A 14962-nucleotide genomic window follows, 5' to 3' on the forward strand; every position below is an offset into this window, starting at 1 on the left:
CTCGTCGGCTAGCATCGTCGCGCCATGACAGCATATCGCCCGCGCATACGCCATGGCCTCGCCTTCGTCGCGCTGCTCGCCGCTTCCGTCGCCGGCGCGGCGGAGACCGTGGTGGCGCTCAGCCCCGAGGCCAAGGCGAAGATCCTCAACGATGCAGCGGCGAAGCCGTCGACCTCGCTGGGCGAATCGGCGGTCAATGCGCCCGACCGGCAGGTTCATGGCGAAGTCGGGATGATGATCGGCACCAACGGCGCGCGCGGCGTGTTCGGATCGGCCGTCGCGCCGCTGGGCGACAGCGGCGCGGTGGCGGTCGCCGTCGAAAATAGCCGCTTCGGGCGGCTGCGCTAGATTGCGCGACTCCGGCGCGCTTGCTAATCGCCGGGCATGAGCACGCAGCCCGCCCCCGAAACCATTCAAGTCGATTCCAGCCGCGTCGTCTGTGATGGCGCCAGCGACATTCCGGGCGGCGGCGCGCTCGGCCACCCGCGCGTGTTTCTTGAGATCGACCCGGACGAGGGCTATGTCGATTGTGGCTATTGTGACCGTCGTTTCGTGCTGAAGGATGGCGCCGGAGCCGGCGGGCACCACTGAGGGGGAGCCTAAAAGCCGTCATGCTGAACTCGTTTCAGCATCCACTCTTCCGTTCGCGAGCGCTCTCCTGCTGTCGGGTGGATCCTGAAACAAGTTCAGGATGACGACAGACGAGATGGCAGCCGCCAAGGCAATTTCGCTCTTGGGGTTCCGCGCCGAGTCCTTATATCGGGCGCATGACGATCCTTCCCGCAGACCCCCGCCACTTCCTCTATCGCGATACGCTCGACCCCGATGCGGCATTGCGGCTGACCGCGCAGACCCTGCAGGGCTGCGATGATGGCGAGCTCTATCTCCAATATATGACCTCGGAGAGCTTCGGCTTCGACGATGGCCGGCTCAAGACCGCCGACTACAACACCCAGGCGGGCTTCGGCCTGCGCGGGGTCTCGGGCGAGACCACCGCCTTCGCCCATGCCAATGAGCTGAGCGAGGCTGCGATCATCCGCGCCGGCGAGACGATGACGCTGCTCGATCCCGCCAAGGGGAGCCGCGCCGCGCCGCCGCGCCGCACCAACAGCCGGCTCTATACCGGCGAAGACCCGCTTGGGCTGATCCCGTTCGCCCGGAAGGTGGCGCTCTGCCAGGAGGTCGACGCCGCCGCCCGCGCCCGCGATCCACGCGTCCAGCAGGTCTCGGTCGGCCTGTCGGGTTCGTGGAGCGTGGTCGAGATCGTCCGTCCCGATGGCTTCACCGCCTTCGACGTGCGCCCGCTGGTCCGCCTCAACGTATCGATCGTGGTCGAGCAGAATGGCCGGCGCGAAACCGGCTTCTTCGGCCTTGGCGGCCGTTATCTCTATGACCGGCTGTTCGAGCCGGCGACCTGGAATCGCGCGATCGACGAGGCACTGCACCAGGCGATCGTCAACCTCGATGCGGTGGCGGCGCCCGCCGGCGAGATGACCGTGGTTTGCGGCCCCGGCTGGCCCGGCGTGCTGCTTCACGAGGCGATCGGCCATGGCCTCGAAGGCGACTTCAACCGCAAGGGTACATCGGCTTTTTCCGGACGGATCGGCGAGCGGGTCGCGTCGCCGGGCGTCACGGTCGTCGACGACGGTTCGATCGCCGACCGGCGCGGCTCGCTGACGATCGACGATGAGGGCACGCCGACCCAGTGCAACGTCCTGATCGAGGACGGGATCCTCAAGGGCTATATCCACGACCGGCTGAACGCCCGCCTGATGGGCGTCGAGCCGACGGGCAACGGCCGTCGCGAAAGCTATGCCCATGCGCCGATGCCGCGAATGACCAATACTTTCATGTATGGCGGCAATGACGATCCTGGCGAGATCATCGCCCGGGCGAAGAACGGCATCTATGCCAAGAGCTTCGGGGGGGGCCAGGTCGATATCACCAGCGGCAAGTTCGTCTTCTCCTGCACCGAGGCGTACAAGATCGAGAACGGCAAGCTGACCGTGCCGATCAAGGGCGCGACGCTGATCGGCGACGGTCCCTCGGTGCTGACCAAGGTCACCGCGATCGGCAACGACATGGCGCTCGACGAAGGCGTCGGCATCTGCGGCAAGGGCGGCCAGTCCGTCCCGGCAGGGGTCGGCCAGCCGACCGTGATGATCTCCGCCCTCACCGTTGGCGGCACGGCAGCGTAGCTGTCGAGATGCCTGTTCGTGCTTTCACGTCCGTCATGCTGAACTCGTTTCAGCATCCACCAGGCGGCGGGGGAACGTCAGAGGCTCTTGCGACGAGCTTTACGCACTCTCTTGGACGTCCCCGAGCGGAAGAGTGGATGCTGAAACAAGTTCAGCATGACGGTATGTCCTTAAGTCCGATGGCGGCCTGAGCCATGGGCATCGCGGTCGCGCTGGGAGGTGGGGCCGCGCTCGGGTGGGCGCATATCGGTGTCCTGCGCGAGCTGAAGGACCAGGGCATAGCCGTGCGCGCGGCGGCCGGCACCTCGATCGGCGCGCTCGCGGCGGTCTGCTTCGCGGCCGGCAAGCTCGACGCGCTCGAAAGCATAGCCCGCTCGACCAACTGGCTGCGCGTCCTGTCCTATCTCGATCTCCACATGCGGCCGGGGGCGATGCTGGGCGGCCGCGGCATCCTGCGCGATCTCGAACTCCACCTCGGGCGGCTGCAGTTCCAGGAGCTGTGGATTCCGTCCGCGGCGGTCGCGACGGATCTTGTCACGGGAAAGCCGCTGGTCATCGATCGCGGGCCGGTCAACCCGGCGATCATGGCCTCGATCGCCATTCCGGGCCTGTTCCGGCCGGTGCAATATGACGGCCATGTGCTGGTAGACGGCGGCGTGGTGATGCCGGTGCCGGTCGCCGCCGCGCGACAGATCGCTCCGGACCTGCCGGTGCTTTCGGTCAACCTGCAGGGCGATTATCATGGCCGTCGCGTCACCGCGGGAATCCGTGCGCAGCCGAAGCGCAGCCATCCTTCGCTGGCGGTGGTGCGGGCCTCGACGATGCTGCTGATGGCCGAATTGGCGCGCCATTCGCTGGCGCTCGATCCGCCCGATCTGGGGCTGACCCTGCCGGTCGGCCATGTCGAGATCCATGATTTCACCCGCGCCGATGAACTTATCGCGATCGGCCGCCGTTCGGTGATCGAGAAGATCGAGGACATCCGCGCGCTGGCGGCGCGCGCTTCGGGGATGAGGGCTGCGCGATGACCGACACGGCAGAGGGCACCGCCCTGGTCCACGATTTCTGGTTCGGCGAGATCGGTTCCGATCGCTGGTGGGTGCGTTCGGCCGACACCGATGCTGCGATCGTCGAGCGTTTCGCGGCGCTCTGGGAGGAATGGCGCAGCCGTGCCCCCGAAAGCTTCCTCGGATCGGCGCGCGAGGCGGTCGCCGGCGTGATCCTGTTCGATCAGTTTCCCCGCAACATGTTCCGCGGCCATGCCGATGCCTTCTCGACCGATCCGCTTGCGCTCGCGATTGCCAGGGGCGCGCTCGATCGCGGCCTCGACAAGGCGATGAGCGAGGATGAGCTCAGCTTCCTCTACATGCCGCTCCAGCACAGCGAGTCGATGGCGGATCAGGAGCGGTCGCTGATCCTGTTCACCGCGCTCGGGAATGCCAATTCGCTCGATTTCGCACGCAAGCACCATGACATGATCGCGCGCTATGGCCGCTTTCCCGCGCGCAATGCGGCGCTCGGCCGCGCAGACCGCCCCGGCGAGGATGTCGCGATCGCGCTGAGCAGGGGCTGGTAAGCGAGCGGGGCCCGGCGCGAACCCATTGCCCGGGCAAGGCGCTGCCCAAAAAAAGGGCACGGCTTAACTTTTAATCAAAGCGCTCCGAGTCGTTTGCGCGGCTTTGCCGCACCCGCGAGGATTGGACCTGTGAATCCAGGCGCGCTCGTGGTTGGCACGCTTATTGCTAAGCACAATCGGGCTAAATAGGGAGGCAGAATGAAACTCGTCATTGCCATCATCAAGCCGTTCAAGCTGGACGAGGTGCGCGAAGCACTGTCCGCGCTGGGCGTGCAGGGCATGACCGTTACCGAGGTCAAGGGCTTCGGGCGGCAGAAGGGCCAGACGGAAATCTACCGCGGCGCCGAATACAGCACCAATATGGTTCCGAAGATCAAGGTCGAGGTGGCCACCACCGACGACCTGGCGGGCCGGGTCGTCGAAGCGATCCAGCAGTCCGCTAACACCGGCGCCATCGGCGACGGCAAGATCTTCGTCCTCGAGGTCGCGCAGGCGGTGCGGATCCGCACCGGCGAAACCGACGACGTCGCGCTCTGATAGAAGGGGGACACATGAAGTTTTCAACCAAGATCGGGGCGGGCCTAAGCGGCCTTGTCCTGTCCGCGCTGACTGCAGCACCGGCCTTCGCGGACCTCGTCAAGGCTCCGACCACCGAACAGATGGCCACCATGGTCAACAAGGGTGACACCACCTGGATGCTGATCTCCTCGGCGCTCGTGCTGATGATGTCGGTTCCCGCACTGGCGCTGTTCTACGGCGGTCTCGTCCGCACCAAGAACATGCTCTCGGTGCTCATGCAGGTGCTGATGATCGTATCGATCGCGGCGCTCGTCTGGGTGGGCTGGGGCTATTCGATGGCCTTCACCTCGGGCGGCGAAAACCATTATTTCGGCGGCTTCTCCAAGGCCTTCCTGGCCGGCGTGAACGCGTCGACCTATGCCGCCACCTTCTCGAACAACGTCTACATCCCGGAATATACGTACGTCGTGTTCCAGATGACCTTCGCCTGCATCACGCCGGCGCTGATCGTCGGCGCCTTCGCCGAGCGCGTGAAGTTCTGGCCGTTGATGCTGTTCATGGTCCTGTGGCTCACCATCGTCTATTTCCCGATGGCGCACATGGTCTGGTACTGGGCCGGCCCGGACTTCCTGGCTGATACGGTGGTCAAGGACGGCGCGGGTAACATCACCTTCCAAGATGTTGGCCTGATTTATGGCTGGGGCGGTCTGGACTTTGCCGGCGGCACCGTCGTGCATATCAACGCAGGCATCGCTGGCCTTGCCGGCGCCCTCGTTCTCGGCAAGCGCACCGGCTACAAGAAGGAGCCGATGCCTCCGCACTCGCTGACCATGACCATGATCGGCGCCTCGCTGCTGTGGGTAGGCTGGTTCGGTTTCAACGCCGGTTCCAACCTGGAATCGAACGGTGTCACCGCGGTCGCCTTCATCAACACCTTTGTTGCAACCGCTGCCGCGGCCGTCGCCTGGGCGGTGATCGAGCAGCTCATCCACGGCAAGCCTTCGCTGCTGGGCGCTGCCTCGGGTGCCGTTGCCGGCCTCGTCGCCATCACCCCGGCTTCGGGCTTTGCCGCGCCGGTCACGTCGATCCTGCTCGGTGTCGTCGTCTCGATCGTCTGCTTCTTCTTCGTCACCACGGTGAAGAACAAGCTCGGCTATGACGACTCGCTCGACGTGTTCGGCGTCCACTGCATCGGCGGTATCGTCGGTGCGCTCGGCACGGCGATTGTCGCCGATCCGGCGCTGGGTGGCCAGGGCTGGTTCGACTACACCGTGTTCCCGGCCGTTGCCGGCACCTATGACATGGCAGGTCAGTTCATCACCCAGCTCAAGGCGGTGGCCCTCACTCTCGTCCTGTCGGGCGGCGTGTCGGCAGTCCTCTTCTTCGTCATCGACAAGACCATCGGGCTGCGCCCTTCGGTCGAAGTCGAGCTGGAAGGCCTCGACATCGCCGAGCATGGCGAGCGGGCCTACAACTACTGATGCAATTGGGGCCGCTCCATCCGGGGCGGCTCCTCCGGGCGTTCCTCCTGCGAACGCACTGGGGCCGGTGGGGCAACCCTCCGGCCCTTTTTTTGTTCATGCCTCTTTCCGCGGCGGTGCCGTTTCACGTGTGAAAGCGTAATGACCGGACTATGATCACCGTCGCGAGCTACAATATCCGCAAGGGCCTCGGCACAGACCGCAGGCGCAGGCCCGATCGCATCCTCGACGTGCTGCACGAGGTGCATGCCGACATCGTCGCGCTGCAGGAGGCCGATCGCCGCTTCGGGGCGAAGCAGAGCGCCTTGCCGACCGAACTGATCAAGCAGGGCGAATATAAGGCCGTGCCGTTCGACATCCGCCCCGGCGGGATCGGCTGGCATGGCAACGCCATCCTGGTGCGCAACGCGGTCGAGATCGGCGATTACCAGCCGATCGAGCTGCCCATGCTGGAGCCGCGCGGCGCCGTGATGGCCGAGCTGAACATCGGCGGCAATGACCTGCGCGTGATCGGCATGCATCTCGACCTGTCGGGGCTGTGGCGGCGGCGCCAGGTCCGCGCGATCATCGACCATATCCGCCGCCGCAAGCGCAAGATGCCGACCGTGATGATGGGAGACCTCAACGAATGGTCGCTCCAGGGTGGCTGCATCCGCGAGTTCGCCGCGGACCATCATATCGCGCCGACCGGACGCAGCTATCACAGCCGCCGCCCGGTCGGTTGCCTCGACCGGATCATCCTGACCCGCGACCTGCACTTGGTCGCCTGCGGAGTGCATGTCAGCGAGCGGGCGCGGCTGGCGTCCGATCACCTGCCGGTATGGGCACGGCTGAAGCACCAGTAGCGGCGGCACCCTCCTTCGAAACGGCGCGGCTTATGAGCTTCGCCCACTGGCGCTCGTCAAACCACGCCGCTACATCGCCGAACCATGGCAAAGCTCAAGATCGCCTCCTGGAACATCAACTCGGTTCGCGCGCGGATCGATATCGTGCGTCAGTTCCTGCTCGAGCAGCAGATCGATATCCTGTGCCTGCAGGAAACCAAGGTTCGCGACGATACCTTCCCGTTCCAGATGTTCCGCGACATCGGCTATTCCCATTTCGAGATCAACGGCCAGCCGATGCACCACGGCGTCGCGATCATCTCCAAGCTGCCGCTCCGCGATCATGGCCGCCACGACTGGCAGGACAATGGCGAGGCACGGCATGTCGGGGTGCGCCTCGATTGCGGCATCCGGCTCGAGAATGTCTATGTGCCGGCCGGCGGCGACATTCCCGATCGGGAGGCCAATCCGAAGTTCGGGCAGAAGCTCGATTTCCTCGGCCGGATGATCCGCTGGTCGGAGGAGCTTGCCGAGCCGACGCTGCTGGTCGGCGACTTCAACATCGCGCCGCTCGAATGCGACGTTTGGAGCCACAAGCAACTGCTCGACGTGGTCAGCCACACCCCGATCGAGGTCGAGACGCTCAACCGCCTTCAGGCCAGCCACGACTGGGTCGATCTCGGCCGCCGCTTCGTGCCGCCGCCGGCGCGGCTCTACACCTGGTGGAGCTATCGCGCGCAGGATTGGGCGGCATCGGATCGCGGCCGCCGGCTCGATCATATGTGGGCGAGCCCGGAGGTCGCGAAGCTCGCCACAGATCATTATATCTGCGAGCCCTGCCGCTCCTGGATCAAGCCCTCCGATCATATCCCGCTCATCACCGAGCTCGACGTGTGAGCGCCGCCCGATCCGCGGCGCGCGCGATCGACGCGCTCAAGCGGGGCTGGCCCGTGGCCGTGAGGTCGGACGGCGGCCGGGTGGTGGTGCTCGCGATCGAGACCGCCAATGACGTGACCCTTGCCGAATTCGATGCCGACAGCCCCGCCGACGTGCTGCTGTCGGCGGCGCGTGCGGCGACGCTGCACCTCGCCAATCAGCGCGAGGCGGCAAGCCCGGCCTGCCCGGCGCTGGTCGAGCGGGTGCCCTGGCTCGACTTGCCGACCGCGACCGCGCTGGCCGATCCGGTCCAGGATCTCGCGACGCCGTTGAAAGGTCCGTTCCGCGCAAAGGCGGTGGCTGCGCCGGAGGCCGCTGCCGCCGCGCTTCGGCTCGCACGGCTGGCCGGGCTGCTGCCCGCCCTGTTTGTGCGATCCGACGGGCCGGTCGAGGCGGAGGTCGAGGCCGGCGCGCTCGACGATTACGAAGATCCCGCCCATCTCGTCATCGCGTCGCAGGCGCGGCTGCCGGTGGCGGTGGCCGACAAGGCCGAGATCGTCGCCTTCCGTCACGTCGCCGATGCGGCCGAGCATGTCGCGCTGATCATCGGCAAGCCCGATGGCACGCCGCCGCTGGTGCGGCTGCACAGCGAATGCCTGACCGGTGACGTGCTCGGCTCGCTCAAATGCGACTGCGGCCCCCAGCTGGCGGGCGCGCTCCAGGCCATGACCGAGGCGAACTGGGGCATCCTGCTCTATCTGCGCCAGGAAGGGCGCGGCATCGGGCTGATCAACAAGCTCAGGGCCTATGCGCTGCAGGACCAGGGCTTCGACACCGTCGATGCCAATCTGCGCCTGGGGTTCGGCGTCGACGAGCGTGATTTTCGGGTGGCGGCACGGATGCTGGCGCTGCTCGGCCAACTCAGCGTGCGGCTGATGACGAACAACCCGCTCAAGGTGTCTGGGCTGGAAGCGGCTGGGGTGGCGGTGGTCGAGCGGGTACCGCACAAGCTGGGGGAAAACCCCCATAACAGCGCCTATCTCGCCACCAAGCGCGATCGAACCGGCCATGTCCTGTGAGCGTCGTCCGCGTCGATAGCGTCGCGCTGACTCTCACCGGTCCGGCCGGCATGACGGTCGCCTGCACGATCGGCCGCTCGGGGGCGTGCCCGGCTGCGGACAAGCGCGAGGGCGACGGCATGACGCCGCTCGGGACATGGCCGATCCGGGCGGTGCTGTTCGGGCCGGGCCGGGCAACGCCCCCGGATGGCATGCGGCTGCCGTGGCGCTGGGTGCGTGAGGATGACGGCTGGTCGGACGGGGTCGGGGATCCGCAATATAACCGGCCGGTGCGGCACCCGCACAGCTTCTCGGCGGAGCGGCTCGTGCGGGAGGATGGGCTCTACGATGTGATCATGGTGCTCGGCCATAACGACGCCCCGCCGGTCGACGGGCGGGGCAGCGCGATCTTCCTGCATTGCGGGGAGGGGCGGCCGACCGAAGGCTGCGTGGCGATCGACAAGGCGGAATTGCTGGCGCTGGTTGCGCGGCTGGGGCCGGGGGATGCCGTCGAGATTGCCTGACTGCCAGTCCTTTCCATCGTCGCCCCGCAGCGCCTCCCGATGATGCGATCGATGGCGACCATTTCGCCGCCCTCACATGGCGGCGAGCATCCTGGTCGTCATGGCAATCGCCCTGGTATCGGATCAGTGTGCGGAAATGATTTTGCCGTCGTCGGCCTTGGGCGCCTCGCGGTTGCGCAATTGCGCCACCTCGGCCGCAGCGACCGGCGCGGCCTTGTTGCCCCAGCTGGTGCGGACATGGCTCAGGACGGCAGCGATCTGCGCGTCGGTCAGGTCGGCCTTGAAGGAGGGCATGCCGCCCCGCCCCTCCAATATGACATGGATCGGCGCGGCGGCCGGCCCGAGCACGAAGGCGTCGCCCGCCAGCGCCGGGAAGGCGCCTTCGATGCCCTTGCCGTCTTCCTGATGGCATGCGGCGCAATTATCGCTGAAGCTCTGCGTCGGATCGAGTGCGGCGGCCGGGAGCGCCGCCACTGTCGGTTCGTGGCTGGTCTGGGCGATGGCGGCCGCTGCGATGGTGGCCATGAACAGCGGCAGGCAAATCCCATAACGCATCGGCATCATCATCCCTTGGTCGCCCCTGCGCGGGGCCGTTCGACCTGCTGCCACGCGTTTTCGAAGGCGTCCGCCCGCCAGCCGCGATATAGCGCATATCCTCGCCGGCAAGATAGATGCGGCCATCCGGTTCGGTCAGCACCGGATTCAATCCGCCTGGGCGATGCGCTCCCGGCATTCGCTGGCAATGTCCCGCAGCTCGCCGAGCGTCTGGTCGAGCGCCTCGCGCTGCGCTTCGAGCGCCTCCATGCGCTCGCTTACCCGCGCCAGCAGCCGACGCGTCTGCTCAAGATGCCGGCTGTCGACCTCGTACAGGTCGAGAAACTCCTTGATCTGGCGCAGGCTGAAGCCGAGCCGCTTGCCACGCAGGATCAGCTGGAGCCGCCCCACCTCGCGCCGCGAATAGACCCGCATCGTACCGATCCGCTGGGGTTCCAGCAGGCCCTTGTCTTCGTAGAAGCGGATTGTCCGGGTCGTTATGCCGAGCTCGGTCGCGACATCCTGGATGGCGCGAAGCTGCCGGCCGTCGTCGTCGCCGGACGATTCCCCCTTTGCCATCGTCTCAGCCTGTCGTTCGGGCGCCGGCGGCCCTGGCGGCTTCCTCGGCCACCAGTTCCTTCTTGGACAGCTTGCCGATCAGCGTCTTGGGCAGGCTCTGGCGGATTTCGATCTCGCGCGGCATTTCGATCTTCGAAAGGCGCGTCGTAAGGAAATCGTGCAAGGCCTCGGCCGTCTCCTGCCGGCCGGGGCGCAGCACGACGAACGCCTTGGGCGCCTGGCCGCGATATTCGTCGGGCACGCCGATCGCCACCGCCTCGAGTATGGCGGGATGATCGTAGAGCGCTTCCTCGATCATCCGCGGATAGACATTATAGCCGCCGCAGATGATGACGTCCTTGATCCGGTCGACCAGGAACAGATAGCCGTCGGCGTCGAGATAGCCGATGTCGCCGGTGCGCAGCGCACCGTCGACGAAGACCTTCGCGGTCTCTTCGGGTTTGTTCCAGTAGCCCTTCATCACCTGCGGCCCGCGTGCGCAGACCTCGCCGCGCTCGCCGGTCGGCATCAGCCGGTGCGGGTCTTCGAGGCTACGGATCTCGATGACGGTGGCCGGGAAGGGGATGCCGGCGCTGTTGTCCTTGACGACGCCATCGGCGGGATTGCAGGTGAGGATCGGCGAGGTCTCCGACAGGCCATAGCCTTCGACGACGCGCGCGCCGGTCAGCCGCTCGAACTCCGTGCGGACGTCGAACGGCAGCGGGGCGCCGCCCGAGACGCAATAATCGAGATCCTCGAAATGGACGGGCTGTTCCGCCGCTGCCTTGTTGATCGCGGTCAGCATGGTCGGCACGGCCAGCAGCTTGGTGGGGCGGGTCCGTTTCACCGTCTTGAGGAACTGCTTCAATTCGAAGCGCGGCAGCAGGATCATCTCGGCGGCGGTGTCGACGCCGAAGTTGAGCACCGTCGTCAGCGCGAAGACATGGAACATGGGAAGCACGCCCATGATCCGGTCCTGCCGCTCGGTGTCGTCGTGGACATGGAGCACCATCTGGCGGCTGTTCGCGGTCAGGTTGGCGTGGGTGAGCATCGCCGCCTTGGGCACGCCGGTGGTGCCGCCGGTATATTGAAGCACGGCGACGTCATCGGCGGCAATCGGCACCGGCCGGAATGTGGCGCGGCTGGTTGCCAGGCTTGAGAACGCGACATGGCGGGCGTCACGGGGCCAGCGCGCAATGTCGCGGCGCTTGACCAGCCGGTAGGCGATCGACAGCAGCGGCGGCATGACATCCGCCATCGGGCAGACGATGATCTTCTCCAGGCCGCACTCGGCAGCGATGGCGGCGACCTTCGCGTGTATCGCCGTCACGTCCGGCACCGCCATGATCGTCGTGCCGGAGTCGCGAATCTGGTGGCGCAGCTCGTGCTCGACATAGAGCGGGTTGAAGTTGACGATCGTCGCCCCGCACCGCAGCGCGGCAAAGTAGAGCACCACGAAATAAGGCGTGTTCGGCAGGCATAGGCCGAACCGCACGCCCGGGCTGACGCCCATCGCCTGCAGGCCGGCTGCGACTTGGTCGATCTGCGCGCCGATCTCGCCATAGCTCCAGCGCCGGCCCAGGAAATCGATCGCGGTCCGCGCGCTATGATCGCGCACCGCGGCCTCGATAAGCTCGGTCAGCCTGCGCGGGGGGATCGGCGGGGACGCTGGCACGTCCCCGCCGATCGAGGGTGCGGCGCCGCGATCGGGGGGAGGGGGATCAACCGCGGTGCCGCCGGGGGACAAGGTCCGATTCTCCTTAGAAGCTCATGCGCCCGCCCAGCGCGAGGATGATCGCGCGAGCGTTGTGCAGCTGGCCGTTGGTCAGGATCGGGGTCTGTACGGGTGTGCCGGCATAAGCGGCCGTAATGCGGTCGATCGATGCGTCCTTGAAATCGACATAGTTTGCCGCGGCGTCGAGCGTGATCGTCTCGGTGATCGCATAGGAGGTGCCGAGCGCGAAATTGATGCGGCTGGCATCGGGCACCCGCGCATCACGGAAGCCGTCGCGCGTCGGGGTCTCGTCCCACTGGACGCCGGTCCGCATCGTCCAGGCCGGGGTTACCGCATAGTCGACGCCGCCCGCGACGCTCCAGCTGTTCTTGTAATTTTGCGGCAGGGCAGCGTTGAGCGGCGCGCCGAGCCGGATCGCATCGAACTTGTTCCAGCCGGCGCGGACGACCTGGCCGTTCAGGGTCAGCGCTTCGGTCGCATGGACGCGCACGCTGGCGATCGCCTGCCACGGCGTCCGGAACTTCGCCTTGATGTTGTTGATCGTGCCGTTCGATCCGGCAAGCGGGCCCAGCAGGCCAGCCGTGGTCACATTGCCCTTCAGGACATGCTTGATCGAGGATTTATAGGCGAAGCCCAGGTCGATCATCTCGCTGGGGTGGATCTGCACGCCCACGCTATAGCCGAAGTCCCAGCCCTTGCCGCGCAGCGTCTGGTGTCCATCCGGAAGCAGCGGCGACAGGTTGGGCAGCGAGTTCGACAAGGACGCCTTGCTGTGCTCGGCATTGAGGGCGATGCCGATCCCGAAGACGGGCGACGGCGCAAAGGCGATCGACGGCTGGACGTCGAAGGTCGTCAGCCGCGTCTTGTCGGCTGTGTAGCGCGCCCAGCTCGTGCCATTATAGTTGGTCATGAAGCTGAACGGTGCGGTGATGGCCAGGCCGACGGCGAACTGGTCGTTCACTTTCCACGACGCCGCGCCCGACGGCAGCACGCCCTTCTTGAGCGGGTTGACGGAAACCTGTTCGCCGCCGACCGGTGCCGGCGCCTGGCCGGGGCGGACGATCAGCGTTCCGTTGTTGCGGACATCGCCCTTGGGCAGGATCGCGGCGACGCCGGCATAGACGGTGCTGGTGGCGTTGCCCGCGCCGGCGGCCGGGTTCCACCACAGCGAAGCGGCGCCCTGGTCGGCGGCTTCGCCCGAAAAGGCGCGGCCGGCGGCGCGCACCGACTGTTCCTGCAGATAGAAGGCCGACGCATGGGCAGCGCCGGCGCCCGCCAGCGCAACGGTCGATGCGGCACCGGCCAGGGCGATGCGGCGAAGGGAAAACATGGTCATCGGGTGTCGTTCCTCTCTTGTCTCGGTGCGTCTCAGCGCACGCGGGTCCAGGTCTGGTTCTTGCACAAGGGCACGAATATGCAGCCCCTCAGCTTCAATGTGTTGGCGTCCACCGGAGTGATCCGCGCATCATAGATCTTGCCGTCCTCGGCATTGTAGATCGTGCCGTCGTTCCAGACTCCGTCCTTGAAGCTGAAGCCGCCCAGGATCTGGAGACCCTTGAGCGCGCGGCCACGCAGCTTCTCGTCCTTGTTGTTGACGTCCTTTATCGCGGGATTGGCGGCGATGCCGTCCGACGTCACCAGCTTCCCGCAGAGGGAGGTGCCGCAGCGGGCAATCTCCACGATGCCGTTGCGGGTCTCGGTTTTCCATCGGCCGACCACCGCGTCCGGGCTCGCACCCGCCGCCATGGCCAACGCCATAAGCATGATCGTCATTGCCCTGCTCATCCTCCTGCGAGCCGCCCGATGCTGCGATCGGGTCGTGCTTCGTGGTGCAACATGGATTGCACAAAAAGATATTAACGTATAGGGTAATCTTCATACCCATAAGGCAATTCATCTGCGGCTGTTGCAGAAAAGCCGCGCCAAGGAGACGGAGTCCGATGCCAAGTGCCGTGATCGCAGGCTATGCGCGTTCGCCCTTCCATCTTGCCGGCAAGGGCGATCTCGCCCGCGTCCGGCCCGACGATCTCGCCGCGCAGGTGATTCGCGGGCTGATCGAGCGAAGCGGCATCAAGCCCGACGACATCGAGGACATCGTCCTGGGCTGCGCCTTCCCCGAGGGGGAGCAGGGGCTCAACGTCGCACGGCTGATCGGATTGCTCGCCGATCTTCCGATCAAGGTCGGCGGCATGACGGTGAACCGTTTCTGCGGATCGTCGATGAGCGCCATCCATATCGCCGCGGGCCAGATCGCGATCGGCGCGGGCGAGGTGTTCATCTGCGCGGGCGTGGAGAGCATGAGCCGGGTGCCGATGATGGGCTATAACCCGCTGCCCAGCCCCGAACTCGCGAAGAAGCGGCCGGGAGCCTATATCGGCATGGGCGACACCGCCGAGAATGTCGCCACCCAGTTCCAGATCCCGCGTGCCGCCCAGGAAGCCTTCGCCCTCGAAAGCCAGAAGAAGGCCGCTGCCGCGCGCGACGGCGGCAGGCTGGCCGACGAGATCGTCCCGATCAGGACGAAGAAGGGCCTGGTCGATCTGGACGGCGTGCTGCGCCCCGGTACCACGGCCGAGGCGCTTGCCGCCCTGAAGCCTGCCTTCGACCAGAATGGCACGGTCACCGCCGGCACCTCGTCGCCGCTGACCGACGGCGCGGCGGCGGTACTGGTGACGAGCGAGGACTATGCGAAGGCCAACGGCCTTGCCATCCTCGCGCGGATCAGGAGCGTCGCGGTGTCGGGCTGCGAGCCCGAGATCATGGGCATCGGCCCGGTCTCGGCATCGCGCAAGGCGCTCGAGCGGGCGGGCCTCGCCGTCGGCGATCTCGGCGTCGTCGAACTCAACGAAGCCTTCGCCAGCCAGGCCCTCGCCTGCAGCAACGAACTCGGGCTCGACCCCGCGACCGTCAACCTCGACGGCGGCGCGATCGCGATCGGCCATCCGCTCGGCGCCACCGGAGCGCGCATCGTCGGCAAGGCCGCGTCGCTGTTGAAGCGCGAGGGCGGCCGATATGCGCTGGCGACCCAGTGCATCGGCGGCGGGCAGGGCATCGCCACCATCCTCGAGGCGGTGTGATC

General features: G+C 66.4%; 17 protein-coding genes. 12 read left to right on the forward strand and 5 right to left on the reverse strand.

Annotated features, from left to right (window positions below):
• Nucleotides 1-24: 24 nt before the first annotated feature.
• The 11 genes from AC1DPF_RS12425 to AC1DPF_RS12475 all read left to right on the forward strand — a co-directional run bounded on the left by AC1DPF_RS12425 (nucleotide 25) and on the right by AC1DPF_RS12475 (nucleotide 9056).
• Nucleotides 25-348, forward strand: a complete 324-nt coding sequence (locus AC1DPF_RS12425; protein ID WP_477961653.1) for a hypothetical protein — start codon at nucleotides 25-27, stop codon at nucleotides 346-348.
• A gap of 36 nt (nucleotides 349-384) precedes the next feature.
• Nucleotides 385-591: a zinc-finger domain-containing protein gene (locus AC1DPF_RS12430; protein ID WP_477872766.1), complete on the forward strand. Its 207-nt coding sequence runs from the start codon at nucleotides 385-387 to the stop codon at nucleotides 589-591.
• 176 nt (nucleotides 592-767) lie between these two features.
• Nucleotides 768-2198 carry a metalloprotease TldD gene (gene tldD / locus AC1DPF_RS12435; protein WP_477872768.1) on the forward strand — a complete coding sequence of 477 codons (1431 nt, stop codon included), beginning with the start codon at nucleotides 768-770 and terminating at the stop codon, nucleotides 2196-2198.
• A 194-nt stretch (nucleotides 2199-2392) separates the two neighbouring features.
• A complete protein-coding gene (locus AC1DPF_RS12440; protein ID WP_477961655.1) occupies nucleotides 2393-3226 on the forward strand; it encodes a patatin-like phospholipase family protein in 834 nt (277 codons plus the stop codon).
• Nucleotides 3223-3774, forward strand: coding sequence for a DUF924 family protein (locus AC1DPF_RS12445; protein WP_477961657.1), 552 nt, complete (start codon nucleotides 3223-3225; stop codon nucleotides 3772-3774). Before AC1DPF_RS12440 ends, AC1DPF_RS12445 begins: the two co-directional genes overlap by 4 nt.
• Nucleotides 3775-3972: 198 nt before the next feature.
• Nucleotides 3973-4311, forward strand: a complete 339-nt coding sequence (locus AC1DPF_RS12450) for a P-II family nitrogen regulator (protein WP_477872774.1) — start codon at nucleotides 3973-3975, stop codon at nucleotides 4309-4311.
• A gap of 14 nt (nucleotides 4312-4325) precedes the next feature.
• A complete protein-coding gene (locus AC1DPF_RS12455; protein WP_477961661.1) occupies nucleotides 4326-5774 on the forward strand; it encodes an ammonium transporter in 1449 nt (482 codons plus the stop codon).
• 152 nt (nucleotides 5775-5926) lie between these two features.
• Nucleotides 5927-6619, forward strand: coding sequence for an endonuclease/exonuclease/phosphatase family protein (locus tag AC1DPF_RS12460; protein WP_477961663.1), 693 nt, complete (start codon nucleotides 5927-5929; stop codon nucleotides 6617-6619).
• 84 nt (nucleotides 6620-6703) lie between these two features.
• Entirely contained in the window at nucleotides 6704-7495 is a 792-nt protein-coding gene (locus AC1DPF_RS12465) for an exodeoxyribonuclease III (protein WP_477872780.1), read from the forward strand.
• Nucleotides 7492-8553 (forward strand): GTP cyclohydrolase II, encoded by a 1062-nt coding sequence (ribA, locus tag AC1DPF_RS12470; protein WP_477872782.1) that lies wholly within the window; start codon nucleotides 7492-7494, stop codon nucleotides 8551-8553. The genes AC1DPF_RS12465 and ribA overlap by 4 nt, the downstream gene beginning before the upstream one ends.
• Complete coding sequence (locus AC1DPF_RS12475; RefSeq protein WP_477872784.1) at nucleotides 8550-9056, forward strand: L,D-transpeptidase family protein; 507 nt, start codon at nucleotides 8550-8552, stop codon at nucleotides 9054-9056. The genes ribA and AC1DPF_RS12475 overlap by 4 nt, the downstream gene beginning before the upstream one ends.
• A gap of 123 nt (nucleotides 9057-9179) precedes the next feature.
• Here AC1DPF_RS12475 and AC1DPF_RS12480 read toward each other — a convergent pair whose 3' ends face one another.
• From AC1DPF_RS12480 to AC1DPF_RS12500, 5 genes are all read right to left on the reverse strand, one after another.
• On the reverse strand, nucleotides 9180-9611 hold the full coding sequence (locus tag AC1DPF_RS12480; protein WP_477872786.1) for a c-type cytochrome: 432 nt from the start codon (nucleotides 9609-9611) through the stop codon (nucleotides 9180-9182).
• Nucleotides 9612-9758: 147 nt separating this feature from the next.
• Complete coding sequence (locus AC1DPF_RS12485; protein ID WP_477872788.1) at nucleotides 9759-10169, reverse strand: MerR family transcriptional regulator; 411 nt, start codon at nucleotides 10167-10169, stop codon at nucleotides 9759-9761.
• 4 nt (nucleotides 10170-10173) lie between these two features.
• Complete coding sequence (locus tag AC1DPF_RS12490; protein ID WP_477961665.1) at nucleotides 10174-11823, reverse strand: long-chain-fatty-acid--CoA ligase; 1650 nt, start codon at nucleotides 11821-11823, stop codon at nucleotides 10174-10176.
• An 85-nt stretch (nucleotides 11824-11908) separates the two neighbouring features.
• Nucleotides 11909-13219 (reverse strand): OmpP1/FadL family transporter, encoded by a 1311-nt coding sequence (locus AC1DPF_RS12495; RefSeq protein ID WP_477872790.1) that lies wholly within the window; start codon nucleotides 13217-13219, stop codon nucleotides 11909-11911.
• Nucleotides 13220-13251: 32 nt separating this feature from the next.
• Complete coding sequence (locus AC1DPF_RS12500; protein WP_477872792.1) at nucleotides 13252-13656, reverse strand: DUF2147 domain-containing protein; 405 nt, start codon at nucleotides 13654-13656, stop codon at nucleotides 13252-13254.
• Nucleotides 13657-13823: 167 nt separating this feature from the next.
• On the opposite strand from AC1DPF_RS12500, the gene AC1DPF_RS12505 reads away from it, so the two are divergent.
• A complete protein-coding gene (locus tag AC1DPF_RS12505) occupies nucleotides 13824-14960 on the forward strand; it encodes a thiolase family protein (protein ID WP_477961667.1) in 1137 nt (378 codons plus the stop codon).
• Nucleotides 14961-14962 lie beyond the last annotated feature (2 nt).

The organism is Rhizorhabdus sp. P4_G6 (assembly GCF_056401045.1).

What these genes read in the sequence shown, in the direction of transcription:
- AC1DPF_RS12425 (WP_477961653.1), top strand. Translation starts at nt 25, where the DNA reads ATGACAGCATATCGCCCGCGCATACGCCATGGCCTCGCCTTCGTCGCG.
- AC1DPF_RS12430 (WP_477872766.1), top strand. Translation starts at nt 385, where the DNA reads ATGAGCACGCAGCCCGCCCCCGAAACCATTCAAGTCGATTCCAGCCGC.
- tldD (WP_477872768.1), top strand. Translation starts at nt 768, where the DNA reads ATGACGATCCTTCCCGCAGACCCCCGCCACTTCCTCTATCGCGATACG.
- AC1DPF_RS12440 (WP_477961655.1), top strand. Translation starts at nt 2,393, where the DNA reads ATGGGCATCGCGGTCGCGCTGGGAGGTGGGGCCGCGCTCGGGTGGGCG.
- AC1DPF_RS12445 (WP_477961657.1), top strand. Translation starts at nt 3,223, where the DNA reads ATGACCGACACGGCAGAGGGCACCGCCCTGGTCCACGATTTCTGGTTC.
- AC1DPF_RS12450 (WP_477872774.1), top strand. Translation starts at nt 3,973, where the DNA reads ATGAAACTCGTCATTGCCATCATCAAGCCGTTCAAGCTGGACGAGGTG.
- AC1DPF_RS12455 (WP_477961661.1), top strand. Translation starts at nt 4,326, where the DNA reads ATGAAGTTTTCAACCAAGATCGGGGCGGGCCTAAGCGGCCTTGTCCTG.
- AC1DPF_RS12460 (WP_477961663.1), top strand. Translation starts at nt 5,927, where the DNA reads ATGATCACCGTCGCGAGCTACAATATCCGCAAGGGCCTCGGCACAGAC.
- AC1DPF_RS12465 (WP_477872780.1), top strand. Translation starts at nt 6,704, where the DNA reads ATGGCAAAGCTCAAGATCGCCTCCTGGAACATCAACTCGGTTCGCGCG.
- AC1DPF_RS12480 (WP_477872786.1), bottom strand. Translation starts at nt 9,611, where the DNA reads ATGCGTTATGGGATTTGCCTGCCGCTGTTCATGGCCACCATCGCAGCG.
- AC1DPF_RS12485 (WP_477872788.1), bottom strand. Translation starts at nt 10,169, where the DNA reads ATGGCAAAGGGGGAATCGTCCGGCGACGACGACGGCCGGCAGCTTCGC.
- AC1DPF_RS12495 (WP_477872790.1), bottom strand. Translation starts at nt 13,219, where the DNA reads ATGACCATGTTTTCCCTTCGCCGCATCGCCCTGGCCGGTGCCGCATCG.
- AC1DPF_RS12500 (WP_477872792.1), bottom strand. Translation starts at nt 13,656, where the DNA reads ATGACGATCATGCTTATGGCGTTGGCCATGGCGGCGGGTGCGAGCCCG.
- AC1DPF_RS12505 (WP_477961667.1), top strand. Translation starts at nt 13,824, where the DNA reads ATGCCAAGTGCCGTGATCGCAGGCTATGCGCGTTCGCCCTTCCATCTT.